Raw genomic sequence first — 20,000 nt, 5'->3', positions numbered from 1 at the left:
TTTTTTTGTTCATGTTGTCTATTTATTGGAACTTGTGTATTATTATTCACTCGTTTAACCAAACATAACCAACATGACGAATGTAAACCTGGTTCGGGCTGCCGGCCGACGCCTTAGTTACGGTCTATCTATGGTATATTTGCTTTTCACCGGGTGCTCCCCTTCGGGACAGTCAGACTCGGAAAAAGTGGTCGAAAATCCGCTGTTCAAGCTGCTGGATGCCAGTCAGACCAACATCAGTTTTGCAAACACCATTGCTGAGAACTTTGATCAGAACATCTTTAACTATCCAGCCTATTATAATGGGGCCGGGGTAGCCGCGGGCGATCTGAATGGAGATGGTCTAGATGAACTTTATTTCTCGGGGAACATGGTGGGTAATAAACTTTATCTGAACCATGGCAACATGCAGTTTTCCGACATTACCGACGTTGCCGGGGTTGCTGGCCGAGGTGCCGAAGGTTGGAAGAACGGTGTAAACATGGCTGATGTTAACGGTGATGGCCAACTGGATATTTATATATGCTACTCCGGTCTGCACGATGGTGAACAGCGGAAAAACCAGCTTTTTATTCACCAGGGTTTGAATGAGAGCGGTATTCCGGTGTTTAAAGACGAAGCCGAGGCCTACGGTTTGGCAGATTCTGCTTACTCCACCCAGTCTTTTTTCTTTGACTACGACAAGGACGGCGATCTCGATCTTCTGCTGGTCAACGAAAACATAAAAGTATTGTCAGAACTGGATGATTCAACCATTCAGGAATACCGGGCAACTAAAGACCCGATGTCAGGCAGCAAGCTATACCGGAACGACAATGGCCGGTTTAAAGATGTTACCACGGCAGCGGGAATTTCCAATTCCGTCCTTTCATATGGCTTAAGCGGAGCAATCTCCGATGTGAATAATGACGGCTGGCCGGATATTTATCTATCGAACGACTATTCGATTCCAGATCATCTTTATATCAATAATGGTGACGGAACCTTTACGGATAAGCTAACCTCCACGTTAGATCATATCTCCATGTATTCCATGGGAAGCAATATCTCTGATATTAACAATGACGGGCTGCAAGACATCTATACGCTCGATATGATTCCTGAAGATAATAAGCGGCAGAAACTTTTGCAGGGCTTTGACAACTACGAATACTTTTACATGAATCTTCGTAACGGTCTCTATTACCAGTATATGCGCAATATGCTGCACGTGAACAATGGCAACGGTGGCTTTAGTGAGGTGGGGCAATTGGCCGGTGTGTCTAATACAGACTGGAGCTGGGCGCCTTTATTTGCGGACCTCGACAACGACGGCCACAAAGACCTTTTGGTGACGAACGGATATCTGCATGATTTTACGAATATGGACGTCATAAAATACAATGACAATTATTTCAGAAGCCTCAATGGACAGGTGGAGCCAAAGCATATTCTGGATATGCTTAGTAAACTTCCATCTTCCGATGTTAAAAATTACGTCTATAAAAACAACGGCAATCTAACCTTTAGTAATAAGATCGTAGAATGGGGGATGAGCGAGCCTTCCAACAGTAGTGGTGCCATTTATTCCGACCTGGATAATGACGGCGATCTCGATCTTGTGGTGAGCAACCTCAACAAGCCAGCCTTTGTTTATCAGAATCAGACCGATACGGCAAACCGCTATCTGAAAGTCAGGCTGGAAGGGTTGAAGGGCAATACGGACGGTCTGGGCGCAAAAGTGACCATATACCACAAAGGGAAATTGCAGTTGCTCGAACAGAGTCCGGCACGGGGCTACCTGTCCAGTGTTTCGCCTACGCTTCACTTTGGCGTCGGAAAAGCGCAGCAAATTGACTCCTTGAGGGTGGTATGGCTCAGCGGCAAACAGCAAGTGCTCACAAATGTGGCTACCAGCCGCTTGCTCATCCTGAACGAAAAGGATGCCGCCGGTAAATATTTTCCGCCTAAACCTGCAAAGCCAGTATTCGAAGAGATTACTTCGCCTGTGGGTTATGCCCAGGAAAAAAACAGGCGTAACGACTTCAAACGGCAGCCTTTACTGGTCAACGCCATCTCTTTCTCAGGTCCCTGCATGGCCAAGGCAGACGTGAATGGCGATGGCCTCGAAGATGTATTTGTAGGGGGCGAAGCGAACCAGCAGGGCGCCTTGTTTATCCAGCAAAAGAATGGCAAGTTTTCCGTAACAAACCCTTTTGGGGCCGACAAGGGAAGTGAGGATACCGATGCCTTGTTTTTTGACGCAAACGGCGATGGGAAACTCGATTTGTATATCGTGAGCGGTGGGTATCATGACTTTCAGGAAAATGATCCTCTGCTGCAGGATCGTCTGTATCTGGGCGATGGAAAAGGCGGATTTAAAAAGTCGACCGGTACGCTTCCGGCGATGGCTTCAAGCAAGAGTTGTGTAGTTGCAGGCGATTTTAATGGCGACGGCAAGGCCGACCTTTTTGTTGGCGGACGGGTTATACCGGGCAGATTTCCAGAAACACCTAAAAGTTATCTGCTTATTAATGACGGCCGTGGCAAATTCAGTGACCGTATAAAGCAGCTTGCACCAGAACTTGAATTTGCGGGCATGGTTACCGATGCTGCTGTTACAGATCTGAATGGCGACAGGAAGGCGGATCTTATTGTGGTGGGCGACTGGATGCCGGTTACTGCCTATATAAATGAGGGCGGAAGGTTAAAGGACAAGACCGATCAGTACTTCGATAAGAAATATAGTGGGTTTTGGAATACGTTGCAGCTTGCAGATTTGAATGGCGATGGCAGGCAGGACCTGATCATCGGCAACCTTGGCTTAAACAGTCAGTGCAAGGTAAGCGACTCACAGCCCGCCGAGCTCCTTTATAAAGACTTTGACGACAATGGGGCTGTAGACCCGATCTTGTGCTTTTACCTGATGGGCAAGAGTTATCCGTATGTAACGCGCGATGAAATGTTGGATCAGATGAGCGTTATGAGGCCCAGGTTCCCTGATTATAAGAGTTACTCGGAAGCCGGTTTGAAGGAAATCTTCACTGAGGAAGAGTTGGAGGGCGTAAAAAAGCTCAGTTCCAATTATCTGAAAACCGCCTTCTTTGAACGGACAAAAAATGGAAAATTTGCGCTAAGAGAATTACCTGTTGAGGCACAGTTCTCACCAGTATTTACCATTACGCCGGTAGACTACGATAAGGATGGCGTTAAAGATCTGATTCTCTGCGGAAACCTGAATCAATCGCGCCTCCGCTTCGGTAAATACGACGCCAACCATGGTGTCCTGCTTAAAGGGATTGGTGGCGGAAGGTTCAGGTATATACCCCAAGCAGAGTCTGGTTTTAAGATAAAGGGAGATGTCCGCAGTGCCTTGATGGTTAACAACACCCTTCTTTTAGGCGTCAACCAGGATAAGGTGAAAGCATACCGGCTAAGCGGTAACTAATCGTAAGAACCAATCATAAAACAAACTATACAAACCAAAAATGAACAAAATCTTTATTAAACGTTACGCAAGACTCTCTGCGGTATTCTCGCTGGTACTTGCAACAACAGCGGTGAGTACGGATGTGCGCGCACAAGGCTGTGTGGCCATCAGAAGTACAGGTGGCATCTGTGCCATGACAGAGCATCCTGATGATGAGTTGGGTAGTAGTGGAGCATGGGTGTTTAATGCGAACAACCGGTATTTTAGATCTTTCAGGCATTTCAGGGGTTCTGTCGAGCAAAAAGAGAGACTAGAAAACAATACCGAAGTAATTAATCATCAATATGCGTTAGACCTCGCTTTAACAAGAGTTTTCAATGACCGGTGGTCGGTAATGATTGATGTACCAATCATATCAAACGCCCGTTCTTCTCTGTATGAACATGCCGGTTTAGAGCGTCGGAGTATGCACTCTTTCGGTCTAGGGGATGTAAGAATAGCCGCTTACAGATGGTTGCTGGATCCTGCAAAAAGTAAGAAGGCAAATATCCAACTAGGCTTGGGTATCAAGTTGCCAACGGGCGACTACGAGGTTAAGGATTATTACCATAACGTAGGCGGAACACCGGGAAATACACAGTTACAAAACGTGGATCAGTCCATTCAACTTGGTGATGGAGGTACGGGAATTACCGCAGAACTCAATGCATTTGCAAGTTTGAGAGAGAACCTCGGTGTATATGGAAATTTCTATTACCTGAGCAACCCACGTGGTCAAAATGGTGTCAGAACCTATCGTTCTAATCCTTACGAACAGATCATGAGCGTCCCAGATCAATACATGGCTAGGGCAGGGGTAAATTATGCTGTAGACGGACTGGTTATATCTGCCGGTGCCCGGATAGAAGGAATCCCGATCAGGGATTTGATCGGTGGCAGTGGTGATTTCAGGCGTCCGGGCTATGTGTGGTCGGTTGAGCCGGGATTAACCTATCAGTTTAAACGAGTAGCTGTTTATGCAACCGTTCCTGTTGCATTATACCGTAGAAGAACGCAGAGTGTAACGGATGAGATTCGCACGGCAGCGACAAACACTTATACGAACGGCGACGCCGCATTTGCAGATTATTCCATAAACGCAGGTATATCCTTCAAACTTTAAGCATTTGCCGGTGATATTGCTTATCTTGTCATGCGAGGATCGTATGTACAGGGCATGAAATATCACCGGCTGCTTTTTTTAGCATTTCCTTTATTCACGGGTTCTGCCGAAGTCTCTCCTATAACGTTCGACCCGATTACAGTCGACATTACAAACGTTAAGCAAATACCTACGTCATGCGGACAGAACAATGGGGCGGTCACAGACATCTTAACTGATGCTACCGACTTTCGCTGGTTTGTAGAGGCAGATCCGCAGGTCACCATCTCCACTGATCGCAATCTGATCAATGCTTCCCCTAATTTTTACATGCTCGAGTTAAGCAATAACAGTGGCAGCGATACTACCATAGGGCCTTTTCATGTTACCCAAGGAAGTCCGGCGATCGAACTGTCTGCCCAGCCTGTAATTCAAGCTGATGCCTGCGGTTTGCAAACCGGTAGCATACGGGGACTAAGAGTCAGTTCCCCGGTCAGAAGTTACGTCTGGCGGAATAGCTCCGCGCAGATAGTTGGAACAACTGCCGACATCACCGGCATGCCCGCCGGGCAATATTCACTTAGGGTGGAGAATGACGATTGTTCGAGAGATTTTCAGTTTACCATTCCGGCACAGTCCCGTCCGATAGCCGCTCCAACTGTGGACGATATACTGATGTGCGCTCCGGGCAACGTCTTGATTCGGATAACTGCCTTGACCCAGTTTGTTGACGCCCCCCCTGTCTACCGTCTTTATAACGCTGCGGGAACATTAATTCGGGAGAGCGCGCAACCAGCATTTAGGGTCAGTATCGAGCGGGCTGGCGACTACTATGCGGCGGTTGCGACCGGTAGTTGCGAGAGCCAGCGTACTGCTTTCAACATCAGCTTTGGTGCACTTGGTCTGGGTATTCCAACCGCCTTCAGTCCAAATAACGATGGCACGAATGACGTATGGCAAATCAAAGGAATTGAACAATACGACCGCCCGCAGGTAGTGGTGTATAACCGCAACGGCAATATTGTTTTCGAAAGCCGCGACCCCCTCAAAGCATTTGATGGCAGGCGAAACGGCAAGGATTTACCTGTAGGTGTCTATTTTTACAGGATCGTTATCGCCGGGAACTGTCCGCCTGCTACCGGAAGCTTAACCATCGTTCGCTAATTGTCCAAACCGGCCACAACTTTAGTGTTTGATTTTTAATAAGTCCTTGTTATATTGCGTTTATAACCAATTATCTCTCTGTACAGCTGAATATGCGCTCCAATGAACGACTATAAATCATATAATGATTACGAATTGTGCTCAATGTTCGTGTCTGGCGACGATCGTGCTTTCAGGGAAATTTACATCCGTTACGACAAGCCCCTGTATTTGTATGCCTATCATAAAGTAGGGAATAAGGAGGAGTCGAGAGATCTCGTTCAGGATGTTTTTGCCTGGATGCTCGAAAACCGGACGCGCTTAGACCTCAATACGACGCTCTCGGGCTATCTTTATAAGTCAGTGCTCAACAAGATTTACAATTTATATAAGCACAAGGGCGTAAAACTGAAATATTCAGAAGACAATCCCTTTAATGATCAGGAAGCAACCGGAACAGATTTTCTGATCAGGGAAAAAGATATCCGTGTGATGATTGCACAAAGCATCGCAGCGATGCCCCCGAGGATGCGTGAGATCTATGAGTTGCGCAGCAATCAATACATGACCGCCAAGCAAATCTCTGAGTATTTGCAAATTGCCGAAGGTACCGTAACCACGCAGTTGAAACGCGCGTTCAAACACCTGAGGCTTAGAATAGGCGGACTAATGGCGTTTTTTGGTTTTTTTTAATTTTTTTTCCAGCCCGTGTACCCAAATGGTTCTTTAGGATTGCCTTTGTTTAAGAAGACGGCATGAAATGAATAAAGAAACCAACAACGAACAACGTGAAAAATATCACCTTCACTATTTCAGAAGGACTGATATACCTGCGCTAACCGAAGAGGAGCTTGAGCAGGAAAGCGCGGAGATTTATGCCAGAATCCGCCCGGCTCAGGTTGGCAGACCAAGGCGCTTATGGTACGCCGCCGCTGCTATTGTTGCCATAGTGGGTATAGCCCTCGTCATTCATTCATCTGCAACGAGAGATATTGCTGCAAACCCGTCACTGGCCGCAACGCCGGGTGCAGAGATAGGTCCGGCTGTACGAGCTGCAACACTGGAACTGGCCGATGGAACGCGGCTGTCGCTTTCGGGACTTAAAGATGGGCACATCGCCGGTCAGCGCGGTGTCAGTATATCTAAACTGTCGGGAGATATCCTTCTATATACCAAACAGGCGGCGACGCCTGCTGAAGACAATACCATAGAATTCAATACGCTGTCAACTGTTAAAGGGCAGCAATACCAGGTCTGTTTACCAGACGGGACGAAGGTTTGGCTTAACGCCGCCTCGTCTATTACGTTTCCTGCATCTTTTGCACATCAGAAACGCCGGGAAGTTAGGCTCACAGGTGAAGCCTACTTTGAGGTGGCAAAAGATAAAGAACACCCATTTATTGTGAACACCGAAAAGCAGAAAGTAGAAGTACTGGGTACGCATTTCAACATCAGCGCTTATGCTGATGAGGCCACTGCGAAAACCACTTTGCTTGAAGGTTCTGTTCGGGTGTCGAACGAGCGGGAAACAAGAGTATTGCTGCCCGGCCAACAGTCTCAAGCTACAAATGGCGATATCGCCGTGTCCCGTACCGATCTGAAAGAAAGTGTAGCCTGGAAGAATGGGGAGTTTATTTTCAATAACGAAGCACTTTCAGATATTCTAAAAGAAGTCGCACGTTGGTACAGCATAGAAGTGATTCAGCTTGCAGACCATAAAGATCTGAGGCTTAGCGGAACCATATCCCGGACTAAAAACCTTTCTACAGTACTCAGAGCATTGGAAATGACCGGCAACATCACGTTCAGGGTAGAAGGAAAGAAGGTTTATGTAGTAAAATAGACGCTGTGAGGTATCCGATTGTTTTCGCCTTTTGCCTGGTGGTTACGCTAAACGCAGTAGCACAAAGGATCACCATCAACGAAAAAGCGATATCTCTGCCGGCCCTGTTTAAAGAGATCAGAAAGCAGAGCGGCCATGATTTTTTATACAACCAATCTGCAATTGCCCAGGTAGGACCTATCGCCTTGCAAAAAAAAGATGCTACGGTACAGGAAGTGCTCGACGCGGCTTTATTTAACCAACCTTTGCAGTATCTTATTGAAGATAAGGTTGTGATGATCACGGAGAAAAATACCACAGGTGCAAAAAGTGGTTTTGCCATATCCGGTCTGGTCAGAAACAAGCAGGGCGAGACACTTCCTGGCGCAGCAGTTTTGGTAAGTAATTATCAGATAGGTGCCGTCGCAGATAACGAAGGACGCTTTAATCTTCCACAGCTTAGGCCCGGAAATTATACATTGGTGATTAAGATGATAGGGTACCAGCCTAACGAACAGAAGGTGACCATCAGCAATCGCGACATCAAACTGGAGATCGTTCTGGATGAGGATGTCAACGTTTTGCGTGAAATAGTGGTAAAGCCCGACCGCTACTGGCTTGCGCGTATGAGGGTTTTCCAGGAAAACTTCATCGGTACATCACCCAACGCTGCAGGGTGCAAAATATTGAATCCGTCGGTTGTCTCATTTGAATATGACGACGAGCAACGCATTTTGAAAGCCAGGGCCGACGACTTCATTGTCGTAGAAAACAAAGCCCTGGGCTATCGCATCCGTTATTTTTTGAAGTATTTTGAACGGGACGACGAAACCCAGGTGGTTCGCTTTTTCGGATATCCTTTTTTTGAGGAGCTGGAGGAATCACGGGCTAAGAGGAAGAAGTATCATAAAAAGCGGGAGACCGCTTACAACGGCTCTCCGCAACACTTTTTTTCAGCGCTGTTCAGCAATACCTATGCAGATCACGGTTTTGTTGTAAACCGCATGATCAAGTCGAAAAACCCGGAAAAGTTATCCGACAGCCTGATTAACCGGAAGATTGAAATGTTCACCAAAGAGGTAAAGAGTCGCAAGGAGCGGCGACGCAGAATGGATTCCCTTGCGCTGTACCTTAAAATGAAAAGCGCGCCAGATACCGTGGAAATCCTGATCAGGGAAGACATTCCCACACATGAACTGGTAAAACGCAAGTCGGCCGTACTGCGCGAAATTGACTTCAAAGACGCGCTTTACGTGACCTATAAGGGTGAGCGTGAAACAAAAAGTTATGCCAAATACTCCGGCTATAAGATCAAACGTCCGGATGACCTGGCTCCATACCAGGTATCACTGGTATACAGAACCGCTCCGGAAGTAAATTTCTTTGAAAACGGGGCAATTTATGACCCAGGTTCACTGCTTTACGAGGGCATGTGGGGATATGAACGCGTCGCTGATATGCTGCCGCTGGATTATCAGGCTGAACCTTAAGAAATCAAATAACTAACCAGAAAAAATATGAAACGCTATCTCACCATCACATTTCTTTCCGTAGTGGGTTTACTCTTGGCCTTTATGCCCAGGCAGGAGAATCCTGCGGAACGTATCGCGGGCATCCTTCAAAAGTGGATTGCAAGCAATCCTCAGGAGAAGGTCCACCTTCATACAGACAAGCCCTACTACGCCGTAGGCGATACCCTTTGGTTTAAAGGCTATGTTACGCTTGGAGCGAAAAACGAGCCTTCAAAAAAAAGCGGAGCACTCTACGTGGACCTCATTAACGACAAGGACTCCATCATGAGGTCTTTAAAGTTTCCCGTTACCTCAGGTACAACCATGGGCGATCTTGTCCTGCTCGATGAGTATCCAGCCGGCAATTACCGGCTACGTGCCTATACCCAATGGATGCGCAATGCAGGTCCTGAATACTTCTTCGAAAGAGCCGTTTGGATAGGCGATTCATTTACAGGGTTCAGCGATACAGACCAGCCGGAGGTGGAAGCTTCCGGCAAGAAGAAAAAGAGAAATGAAACGCTGGAGAATAGCAAGCCCACTTTGCTGTCCGAGAGCGATGTGCAGTTTTTCCCGGAAGGCGGCTATATGGTGAACGGGATTCGCTCAAAAATTGCGTTTAAGGCAGTAGCGCCAAATGGGCGCGGCACACCAGTAAGCGGCGTCATTTTGGACGGTCAGACAGAAATTCTGCGTTTCAAAAGTCTCCATGCAGGCATGGGCAGCTTCATGCTAAGCCCTGATGTAAGCAAAAACTATCAGGCCAGAATCCGCTTTGCCGACAGCACCGAGAAGATCGTAACGCTACCGAAAGCACTTCCACAAGGTTACGTACTCTCCGTTTACCAACCCAATCCCGATAGTTTACTTGTCAGGATATATGCATCCGCGGGCTCGTATGGAAGCAAAGCCTCGCCTCGAAACGTGTATCTCGTCGCCCAGTCCGGCGGCGAACCCGTAGCATCCCTTCAGGTAGGACTTACCCGGGCTATGACTTCCGTCTGGTTAAAAAAAGATGATTTTCCAAATGGTGTTGCCCAGTTCAGCCTTTTCAATGGCCAGTACGAACCACTCAATGAACGACTCGCTTTTATAAAAAACAGCAGGAAAATGGACGTCTATATCCGGTCCGACAAACGCAGCTATCAGCCCAGAGAGAAGGTACAGCTTAAATTAAGCTCCACAGACGAGTCCGGATCGCCGCTGGCCGGCAATTTCTCTGTTTCTGTGGTCGACGAAAGCAAGGTGCCGCACAACGAGGAAAACGGGCACAGCATTCTTTCAGACCTGCTGCTTGTTTCTGACATTAAAGGATACGTAGAACAACCAAACTACTACTTCACAGATAAATCGCCGGACGCCCCTCAGAAACTCGACAACCTGATGCTAACGCAAGGCTATAGGCGGTTCGACTGGAAGGAAGTGATGCGGGCAATCGGTAATACGGCGAGCCCCAACCCATCGCAGCCGAAATTTGCCGCAGAAGGCCTTGGTACAGAAGTTAGCGGAAAAGTACTCACACTTGCGGGACAACCGGTTCCCAATGGCACGGTAACGCTGATGTCGTTACGACCCGGGTTTTTAGAGGTCATCAAAACAGATGCAGCCGGAAAATTCCAGTTCAATCCAATCATGATTACCGACAGTCTGAGTTTTGCCGTTCAGGCGACAGGCAAGAAAAACACCAAGAAAGTAGAGATCATACTGGACACCGTCGCCAGACAAAAAATTACGCCTGGCAAGATCAAGCCCGATTTCCTGGGTCAGGATTCTTCTGCGATGGAAACCTACCTGCAAAATGTCAGAAGGGAGGACGAACAAATGGTTAACCGCGGGTTCTCAGGTCGCGCAACACGCTTAAAGGAAGTCCAGATCAAGGCAAAAAAGCGCCAGCAAGAGTTAACTGCATTTACACAAGGCCCCTTCCATATCCCGGATGGGCACGCAGATCAGACCTATAAGCTAAAAGACACGGAAGGCTGCCCCACACTTGGAGACTGCCTGAAGCGTATCGTGGCCGGGGTTCTATTCAAGCCAAACTTAGATGGCGGTGTATTTAATTATCCGTATTACCTTGAAAATGGCAAATATCAACCCATGGCAGTTTTCCTTAACGGTAGAATCCTCACCAATGATTCAGAGATTTCAGATCTGCTTGATAACAATATGGTTTCCCTTGAGGATGTCATCAAGGTGGATGTCGTGCTTAGAAATAGGGCTTTGATGATGGTTCTCAGCAGTGGCCCAGCATTGCTCATTTACACCAGGCCCTTTAAAAAGAAGGTATATATACCAAACGTTGCCAACATTAAACCCAAAGGCTTTAACCGGGCACGCTTCTTCTATTCCCCTAAATACGATAAGCCCGGGATAACGAATCAGCTGGCCGACCATCGGTCTACCATCTACTGGAATCCTGGCGTCCGTACTTTCGGCAATGGAACAGCTACGCTCAGCTATTTCAATGGAGACGGACCAGGAACCTACCGGGTCACCGTAGAAGGGATCAGTGCCGCGGGTGATCTGGTGCACCAGGTCTACCGTTATGAGGTTTCCGGGCCGGCTCCATCGGCATCGCGTAAGCCGGTGACTAAAGCAAGTGAACAATCTTCAAAGATCATATCAGCTTTTAGCAACAACCAAAAGCGCATGCCCGGCGAGAAGCTTTATTTACACCTCGACAAGTCCGCCTACCAAATTGGCGATACCATGTGGTTTAAGGCCTACCTGGTCGATAATAATATGATGCCATCAAAAAACAGCGGCATTTTGTATGTCGACATCAACAGCGACACGGGTTTTACGGCAAGGCGGGTAAGCGTTAAACTGCAGTCGGGCATAGGATACGCCCAGATCCCTTTAAACCCCAAGATCTTCCGGGAGGGTGGATACACCGTACAAGCCTATACCAACTGGATGCAGAACTTCGGACCAGCATCCTTCTTTACACAGCGCTTTTATCTTGGAAAACCCACCCGCAACAGTTGGCTCGTCAACTCCTCGGTGGCCACAAAAACAACGGGAGATGGGCATAGTATCCATGCAGACCTGGCGCTGAGGCGTTTCGATCAGTCGCCCGCAGGGCTAAGAGATGTTGATGTCCTGATTATGGAGGGCGACCGGGAAATCAATAAGCAGCGACTTCAGACTGCTGTCGACGGGTCGCTTCAATTTACCTACCCCCTTAAAGAAAAGTACGACGCACGGAGCATAAGGGCCGTGATTAAGAGTGTCCATCCAAACGATGGTAATCAGGTGCTTAAAGTGCCGTTAAGCCTGCAAAGGGAGAAATATATCGATCTGCAGTTTCTGCCCGAAGGGGGGCACCTGGTAGCAGGGCAGTCTTCCACTGTCGCTTTCAAGGCATTGGCCGAAGATGGATATGGCATCCACGCAGAAGGCGAAATTTGTGATTCATTAGGGCGTGTAGTAACGACGTTCAAGAGTTTTTACAATGGCATGGGCAGCTTTTCCTTTACGCCGGTTATGGGTCAGAAGTATATCGCGAGACTTATGCAGTCAGGCGGCATTGTAAAAACATTTCCTTTGCCGGAAGTTAAAGCCTCCGGGTCGGTACTGAAAGTATGGAATCCCCTGGCGGTCGACTCCATCAGGGTCTTTGCACGGATCAGTCCGGCGCAGGGGCAGTCTCCAGACAAGTTTACGCTCATTGCCACCTCGGGGGCAACAGTAACCTTTGTACAGGATATTCTCTTAGCCGATAGCGCGAGTGTGAACCTCCATAAAGATCTGTTTCCCACAGGAATTACCCGCATTGCACTCCTCAGGAATGAAAAGCCGGTCAACGAGCGCCTGATATTCATAGATCACCGCGACGCCCTGCAGATCGCCCTCAATACAGATCGCCAGTCCTACGCCAAGCGTGATTCCGTTAGCATTGGTATTGAAGTTAAAGACAGCTATGGAAAACCTGTATCGGGTGAGTTATCCGTTTCTGTGACCGACGACAGCCAGATCCACGGGGACACCATGGGCAATGACGCAATCACTACCCGTTTATTACTCCAGGCCAATCTGAAGGGACATATCGAAACACCGGGTTTTTATATGTATGGAGCAGGGAAGGACCGTTGGGAAGCACTGGATAATCTTATGCTCACACAGGGCTGGACGGGTTACCGCTGGGAAACGGAAGAACAAGCGCCGGCTCAACCAGCGTATCTTGCAGAAAAGGACTTGAAAGTCGCCGGTATGGTCACCAACCTTTTTAAAAAGCCGGTGGTCGGCGCCCGCATGCTTGTCTCTTCACAGAATCCTGCCTTCATTGCCGAAACAGTAACAGATACCGCCGGCAGGTATATCATAGAAAATCTGCCGCCAATCGATTCCGGAGCCTTCTTTATTCAGGCACGCACGCCAAAAGGAACTTCCATGAACTTCGGGGAGGTATCTGTTGAACAGTCGTTTAAGCCAGCCCCTTCCTTACTGAATTACCAGAATCAGATCGCCCCCTGGTACGTAAACGCAGATGCTGCCCGACTGAACCAGGTAAAGTATCTCACCCTCAACGAACCAGAATTTAAATTTCAGGGTGGTATTACCCTGAGAGAGGTTGCGGTAAAAAAGGTAAAAAGGCGACCCGGTTCGTTCAATGCTTTCCCGAAGGACACAGATTATTGGTTCACCGAAAGCGATATCAAGGAATCGACCACAACCGATCTCTATGAATTCCTTATGCAAAAGCTGCCCGGATCACGATTGGTTAACGATTATTCTAAAAAAGGGCGTGGTGGCATTGTGGCTTTCAAATGGAATGGCTTCACAACCATACCCACCGCCGACATTTACATCGATGGTGAATCCCTGGCAAAAGTGATGCAAATCCATAACGTCACTTCGATTTCGGAGGTAACTGAGGGACTAAGAAGTATAAAAGCTGTTTCATTGAAGGCTGTAGAAGTGGCGCGCGGATATGCTGTAAAGCGTCGTGAAGACGTAGGTACATTGTATCTGCAAACGAAAAGCGGCAGGGGCTGGTACAGGGTGAGTGAACCGGATATTGCCCATTATAGGCCGGTGCCTACGGTCCGTCCACAAGCGTTTTACAGTCCGAAATATACGGTGGCCCAACCCAGCGCGGCAGACAGCGATTTCCGGTCGACAATCTGTTGGAAGCCCGATATCACTACAGATAGTGAAGGCAAGTCGAGGATAAGTTTTTACACTTCTGATGTTACAGGAAGCTATACGCTCAACATACAAGGCACAGATATGAACGGCCACTTCGGCAGCACCACAATGAAGATCAAGGTTGGTCAGGCCAGCGATACCAGCGCAAAAAGCGCAAGTAAGCTTTAGGTATAGCCGAGTATTTTCAACACCTGCTTGCTGTTCTGCTCCTCACCAAACACCTCAAAGTTGAAGGTCTCGTCGCGGTTCCTTCTAATGATCACATGTTTAGGGCTGGGGAGCAGACAGTGGTGTATCCCGCCATAACCGCTAAGCACTTCCTGGTAGGCACCCGTATTAAAGAAGCCCAGGTATTGTACTTTACGCGTCTTAGGCATAAACACACTGTTCATATGCGCCTCCTGGTTGTAATAATCCTGCCCGTCGCAGGTAATACCGCCAAGGTTAACACGCTCGTACTCAGAATCCCAATTATTTACCGGCAACAGGATATACTTCTGGTTCAGCGCCCAAACATCAGGCAAATTGGTAATGAAAGAACCATCCAGCATCAGCCATTTTTCCCGGTCGTTTTGCTGCTTACGGCCCAGAACTTTATAAAGAATTCCGGAAGCCTCGGCCACGGTATACTTTCCAAACTCCGTAATAATGTCCGGTTCAATCACATCGTGCTCCGCACAGATCTCCTTAATACGTTTCACGATCTCATTCACCATATACTCATAGTCGAAATCGAAAACCAGGGAATCCTTAAACGGCATACCACCGCCTATATCCAGCGTATCCAGTTCAGGGTTTACCTTTTTAAACTTGCAGTACAGCGTTACATACTTTTCAAGCTCGTTCCAGTAATACGGTGTATCAGAGATACCCGAATTGATAAAGAAATGCAGCAGCTTTACCCGGAAGTTCGGATTCGCAGAGATCTTATTGTTATAAAAGTCGATCACATCCTCCATCCTGATGCCCAGGCGGGAAGTATAAAACTGAGAATCCGGCTGTTCCTCAGAGGCGATCCGGATCCCTAGGTTACAAGGCGTATCCATCTCAATCTCATCGTCGAAAAGATTAAATTCCTCCTTGTTATCCAGTACCGGGATAATATTCTTGTAGCCATCATGCAGCATGTCGATGATATACTGCTTATACTGATAGGTTTTAAAACCGTTGCAGATCACGGTGATATCCTTCGTTAAAGCGCCCTTTTTCTCCAGCGCCTCAATCATAGGCATATCAAAGGCCGAAGAAGTCTCCAGGTGAATCCCGTTTTTAAGCGCCTCTTCCACGATATGCTTAAAGTGCGAACTCTTGGTACAATAGCAGTATTTATAGTCGCCCCGGTAATTGTTTTTCAAGATCGCCGTCTGGAAAAGAATCTTCGCCTGCTGAATCTTCTTCGTTACCATAGGCAAATACGTGAAACGCAATGGCGTACCATAAGTTTCAATCATCTCCATCAGGTTCAGGTCCTGAAAATACAACTCATCATCTATAACGCTGAAACCTTCCTGCGGAAAACCAACGCTTAAATCAAGAAACTCGGAGTAACTCTGCATTTATATTTAAAAGTTTTTGCAAAAATGTAATTTTAAATTGACATGTACTTTGTACGCTAAATATTTTTAATGTCAAAAATGCTAGCGCTCAGCTAAGGGAAGATGTATCTCCGCAAGCATGCAGCGCGCGCTTCCGCCACCGTTTTGTTCAATGGTATATAAAGGCGAATAAACGATCCTGGCATGCTGTTCAAGCACAGATACCTGGTCTTGGCTTAGCGATTTAAAAGCCTGTTCAGACATAACCAGTAAAGATTCACCTGCTTCATTCCTTACCTGCAGCATGTTTCCCGCAAAGCTGCCCATTTGCTGGAAATCGATCTCGATCAGCGCTTTACCAGTATCCCGCAACCGCTGAGCCACTAAGGCCCGCTGTGCCGGGTCGGGTATCGCCTCCAGACATATCACAGCGAAGGTATCACCAACGCACATCATCACGTTTGTGTGGTAAATCGGGAATCCGCCGGCATCCAAAGCACTGAAAACAACCGCAGTGTATCCAGACTGCACACAAAATTCATGAAGTACAGCCTCGTTGGTACGTAAAGACAGGCAGGCATATGCAATTTTATGATCGCGGTCCAGCACCATGCTGCCTGTACCTTCCAAAAACATCTCTTTCTTTTCGTAGGCCGAGAGGTCGCCAATATCCCCAATCCTGAAACGCGTACCCAACTGCGAAATCACATCGCCCCGTCGCTCATTCCTGCGGTTTACCGAGAACATCGGGTATAGATATACCGTGCCATCATCATGGAAAGAGACCCAATTGTTTGGAAATATTGAGTCGGGCGTTTCCGGCTGCGGCGTGTCATCGATCACTGTGACATTTACACCGTTGCTTCTCAATACCTCAACGAACTGATCAAATTCCTTAAGCGCCTGCTCGTGCACCTGATCCTTCAAATCAGAGGCTTTCTGAAACTTGTTGTTTTCAGCAGTCTGTTCGTTAAACCGGAAGTTTACCGGACGGATCATCAAAATATTACGGGTTGTCTGCATAACTATATCGTATCTCTAAGAATAGGAAGACTCATACAATGGAAACCACCGCGCGCCCTCGAAAGTTCGGCGGAAGGCATCAGGATCAACGTATCCGTAATCTCATCCACATTTTTCGTTCCGTTTTCCAACTCCTGCAGCAAATCCTGAACTTTCACCACCGCAAAACCATTGCTTTTAAAGGCCTCAACAGTTTTGTCGTTCCGGTCGTACCCCAGCACCACACCCTCTTTTATGGCAAGCAAATTACAGGAGTCCGTCCACTGCTCCCGCGCATCGTAAGGGAAGGCACCGTTGCCACTGTAAATAAACCTGGTAGGCGCATCGCTTTTCAGATCATTCTGACTGATGTCGTCCAGCAGCGCCTCAATATTCTCAAAGCTGATCGGCAACTTTTGTCCCTTCACAAACTGTTTAATCTCCGTCGCATCCCGGTTGTCCGGCTCCAGCAGATACCTGATCGGTTCCTCATCCGAGCTTTGCTGATTCCGGAATATCGTACTCAGCAGCGTCCATACATTACGTTTCACTTGCGTAAACACCGTGTCTATATGCATAAAATCCCGCTTGTTAGGGATCTTGATCACCGTCACCTTCTCCACCACGTTGTTATCAAACAACAGCTTGATCGCTTCATTGGCACCATAAGCCGAGGTTCGCTCACTGCAGCCAATCAACACATGATTCGGGCTCACCATCATCACATCGCCACCTTCAAGTGTGGTGCGGTGATCCTCTTCCTCACCCGGACGCAGAAAATGCTGCGCTGTATCAGGTATCTCCAGAATATTGTCGCGATAAGCCTCAAAAACAGGGTGATTAAAAAACACATAACGCATCAGTAAAGTCTCCCTGCTGCGCGCTTTCTTTGCCGGCTTGTTGAGCAGGATATGCTTATTGATCGTAATGCCCACATCACGCGTAAATATCAGGTTAGGGATCGGCGCAAAGATCATATGCTCATCGTCCAGGCTCCCCGAAATAAAAATCTTCGCAAGCTCCTTAGGATCCGTATCAATCATCTGCTGCTGAAGGCGGTACGTACAGCCCTCAATCGCACACACCGAAGCCACCAGCTTTTTGCGGATCGAGTCGTCTGCCAGAATATCCGCCAGCAAATTCTGAATTTCGATCACCGAAGAAGAGTTATGGAAATACGCGTGGTCCGGCTTATAAAAGCCACGGTTTGCTTCCTCCGAATCAATATTTTTCAACTTCCCTTTAATCTTATCCGGATCAAGGAAATACATCAAAAGTTTAACATAGTAGTCGTATTCATGCCGCCGGATGGTATCCAGGTGTACAATATCCTCAAAAAGCCAGTCCTGAGCCTTTGATGGTACAACTTTTCCTAGGCCGCTATCCGGACTATGGATCAGAAGCTTACGCAGCCTGCCGATCTCGGTGCTTACGCTTACACGAAAATTTTGGTTTTGCTCGATCATAATAAGTTCTAGTTATGGCAAATCTACTCAATTTATGTACTTTTGACCATGGAATTTATCATCAGCGCTGCAGTAGAGGGAATCAAGCATCTATACCAGGAAGAAGTACCCCGTAGTGTCATCAATATACAAGATACAAGAAAAGAATTTGAAGGACAGGTCACCATTGTCGTGTTCCCTATAGTCCGCCATTCCAAAAAATCGCCCGAGCAAACCGCACAAGACCTGGGCAATTACCTCGTCGAAAAGCTGGAAGAAGTCACCGGCTTCAATGTCGTAAAAGGCTTTCTAAACCTGAGTATCTCCGATGCATTCTGGGTTAACCTGTTCAATACAGCACTCTTACAGCCCGACTTCGGTACCTTCCCCTCCAACGGCCGTAAAGTGATGGTAGAATATTCCTCACCCAACACCAACAAACCACTCCACCTGGGGCATGTCAGGAATAACCTGCTTGGTTATTCCGTGGCAGAACTGCTTAAAGCTGTGGGATGCGAAGTTACTAAAGTGAACCTGGTGAACGACCGCGGCATCCATATCTGCAAGTCGATGCTCGCCTGGCAGAAGTGGGGGAACGGCGAAACGCCCGAAAGTACCGGAATGAAGGGCGACCACCTGGTAGGGAAGTACTATGTGGTGTTCGATAAAGAATACAAGAAGCAGATCGACGAACTGAAAGCCGCGGGGCAGACAGAAGAAGAAGCCAAGAAGAATGCACCGCTGATCAAAGAAGCGCAGAAGATGCTCCAGCTCTGGGAATCCGGCGATGCCGGGGTGATCAGTCTGTGGGAGACCATGAACGGCTGGGTGTATCAAGGCTTTGGCATTACCTATAACAAACTGGGGGTCGATTTCGACAAATATTATTACGAAAGCAATACCTATCTGCTGGGTAAAGACACGGTAGAAGAGGGGCTTGCCAAAGGCGTGTTCTTTAAGAAACCTGATGGTTCGGTTTGGATTGACCTGACGGCCGACGGACTCGACGAGAAGCTTGTGCTCCGTGCCGACGGCACCTCTGTGTATATCACCCAGGATCTGGGAACCGCGCAGATGAAATATGACGATTTCGGTACGGAGGAGTCTATCTATGTAGTAGGCAATGAGCAGGACTACCACTTCAAGGTCTTGTTCCTCATTCTTGAGAAACTAGGTAAAAGCTGGGCCAAAGGACTGTATCACTTATCCTATGGGATGGTCGACCTCCCCAGCGGTAAAATGAAATCCAGGGAAGGAACAGTGGTAGACGCCGACGATCTGATCGAAGAGATGGTCGAGACCGCCAGAATCAAAACAGAAGTATTGGGTAAAACCAACGATTTCGACGAAGCTGAAAAAGCCAACCTCTACTACAACATCGGTATGGGCGCCTTAAAATATTTCCTGCTGAAGGTTGAACCCAAAAAGCGCCTGCTGTTCGATCCTAAGGAGTCTATCGACTTCCAGGGGAACACCGGTCCCTTTATCCAATACACCCACGCAAGAATCCGCTCCCTGCTGGCTAAGGCAGCATACGTAGAAAACAGCCCTGTGGAAGCAGCCATCAACGCCTCAGAACGCGATATGGTGATGTTATTGGCTAAGTACCCGGCCGAATTACAGGAAGCAGCTGCGGCACATAGCCCTGCTACACTGGCCAACTATCTCTACGAAGTAGCCAAGCTGTTCAATAAATTCTATCACGAAGTACCGCCGATCATTAAAGAAGAAGACAACGATATAAAGCAGTTCAGGTTAAACCTCTGCGCGGTTACCGCCAGCATACTCAAAAGAGGTATGCGCCTGCTCGGCATAGAAGTGCCAGAAAGAATGTAGGGGAT

11 protein-coding genes are annotated in these 20,000 nt (G+C 47.7%); 8 read left to right on the top strand and 3 right to left on the bottom strand.

The annotated features are described in order from the left end of the window. Positions 1-73: 73 nt before the first annotated feature. The 7 genes from QEP07_RS03965 (at position 74) to QEP07_RS03935 (ending at position 14,345) form a co-directional block, all read left to right on the top strand. Positions 74-3,427 carry a VCBS repeat-containing protein gene (locus QEP07_RS03965; RefSeq protein ID WP_285008628.1) on the top strand — a complete coding sequence of 1,118 codons (3,354 nt, stop codon included), beginning with the start codon at positions 74-76 and terminating at the stop codon, positions 3,425-3,427. 40 nt (positions 3,428-3,467) lie between these two features. Next, complete coding sequence (locus QEP07_RS03960; RefSeq protein ID WP_285008627.1) at positions 3,468-4,571, top strand: hypothetical protein; 1,104 nt, start codon at positions 3,468-3,470, stop codon at positions 4,569-4,571. A 54-nt stretch (positions 4,572-4,625) separates the two neighbouring features. After that, positions 4,626-5,714, top strand: a complete 1,089-nt coding sequence (locus QEP07_RS03955; protein WP_285008626.1) for a T9SS type B sorting domain-containing protein — start codon at positions 4,626-4,628, stop codon at positions 5,712-5,714. Between the two features lie 102 nt (positions 5,715-5,816). Then, entirely contained in the window at positions 5,817-6,386 is a 570-nt protein-coding gene (locus QEP07_RS03950) for an RNA polymerase sigma factor (protein ID WP_285008625.1), read from the top strand. 67 nt (positions 6,387-6,453) lie between these two features. Next, complete coding sequence (locus QEP07_RS03945) at positions 6,454-7,536, top strand: FecR family protein (RefSeq protein WP_285008624.1); 1,083 nt, start codon at positions 6,454-6,456, stop codon at positions 7,534-7,536. A 5-nt stretch (positions 7,537-7,541) separates the two neighbouring features. Continuing rightward, entirely contained in the window at positions 7,542-9,005 is a 1,464-nt protein-coding gene (locus tag QEP07_RS03940) for a carboxypeptidase-like regulatory domain-containing protein (RefSeq protein ID WP_285008623.1), read from the top strand. Between the two features lie 27 nt (positions 9,006-9,032). Further along, complete coding sequence (locus tag QEP07_RS03935; RefSeq protein WP_285008622.1) at positions 9,033-14,345, top strand: hypothetical protein; 5,313 nt, start codon at positions 9,033-9,035, stop codon at positions 14,343-14,345. Here QEP07_RS03935 and QEP07_RS03930 read toward each other — a convergent pair. The 3 genes from QEP07_RS03930 to QEP07_RS03920 all read right to left on the bottom strand — a co-directional run bounded on the left by QEP07_RS03930 (position 14,342) and on the right by QEP07_RS03920 (position 18,180). Further along, on the bottom strand, positions 14,342-15,733 hold the full coding sequence (locus QEP07_RS03930) for an arginine decarboxylase (protein WP_256005186.1): 1,392 nt from the start codon (positions 15,731-15,733) through the stop codon (positions 14,342-14,344). The two genes, QEP07_RS03935 and QEP07_RS03930, sit on opposite strands and share 4 nt — an antisense overlap. A gap of 81 nt (positions 15,734-15,814) precedes the next feature. Beyond that, positions 15,815-16,735, bottom strand: a complete 921-nt coding sequence (gene ctlX, locus QEP07_RS03925) for a citrulline utilization hydrolase CtlX (RefSeq protein WP_285008621.1) — start codon at positions 16,733-16,735, stop codon at positions 15,815-15,817. 2 nt (positions 16,736-16,737) lie between these two features. Next, positions 16,738-18,180 carry an arginine deiminase family protein gene (locus QEP07_RS03920; protein ID WP_285008620.1) on the bottom strand — a complete coding sequence of 481 codons (1,443 nt, stop codon included), beginning with the start codon at positions 18,178-18,180 and terminating at the stop codon, positions 16,738-16,740. Between the two features lie 48 nt (positions 18,181-18,228). Between QEP07_RS03920 and argS the strand changes: the two genes are divergently transcribed. Next, the gene (gene argS / locus QEP07_RS03915) at positions 18,229-19,995 is read left to right on the top strand and encodes an arginine--tRNA ligase (RefSeq protein ID WP_285008619.1); all 1,767 of its coding nucleotides are present in this window, start codon (positions 18,229-18,231) and stop codon (positions 19,993-19,995) included. The last annotated feature ends 5 nt before the right edge of the window (positions 19,996-20,000 follow it).

The organism is Pedobacter faecalis (assembly GCF_030182585.1).
In the GTDB taxonomy this organism is placed as follows: Bacteria; Bacteroidota; Bacteroidia; order Sphingobacteriales; family Sphingobacteriaceae; genus Pedobacter; species Pedobacter faecalis.
This window is presented reverse-complemented; position numbering and strand designations above follow the sequence as displayed.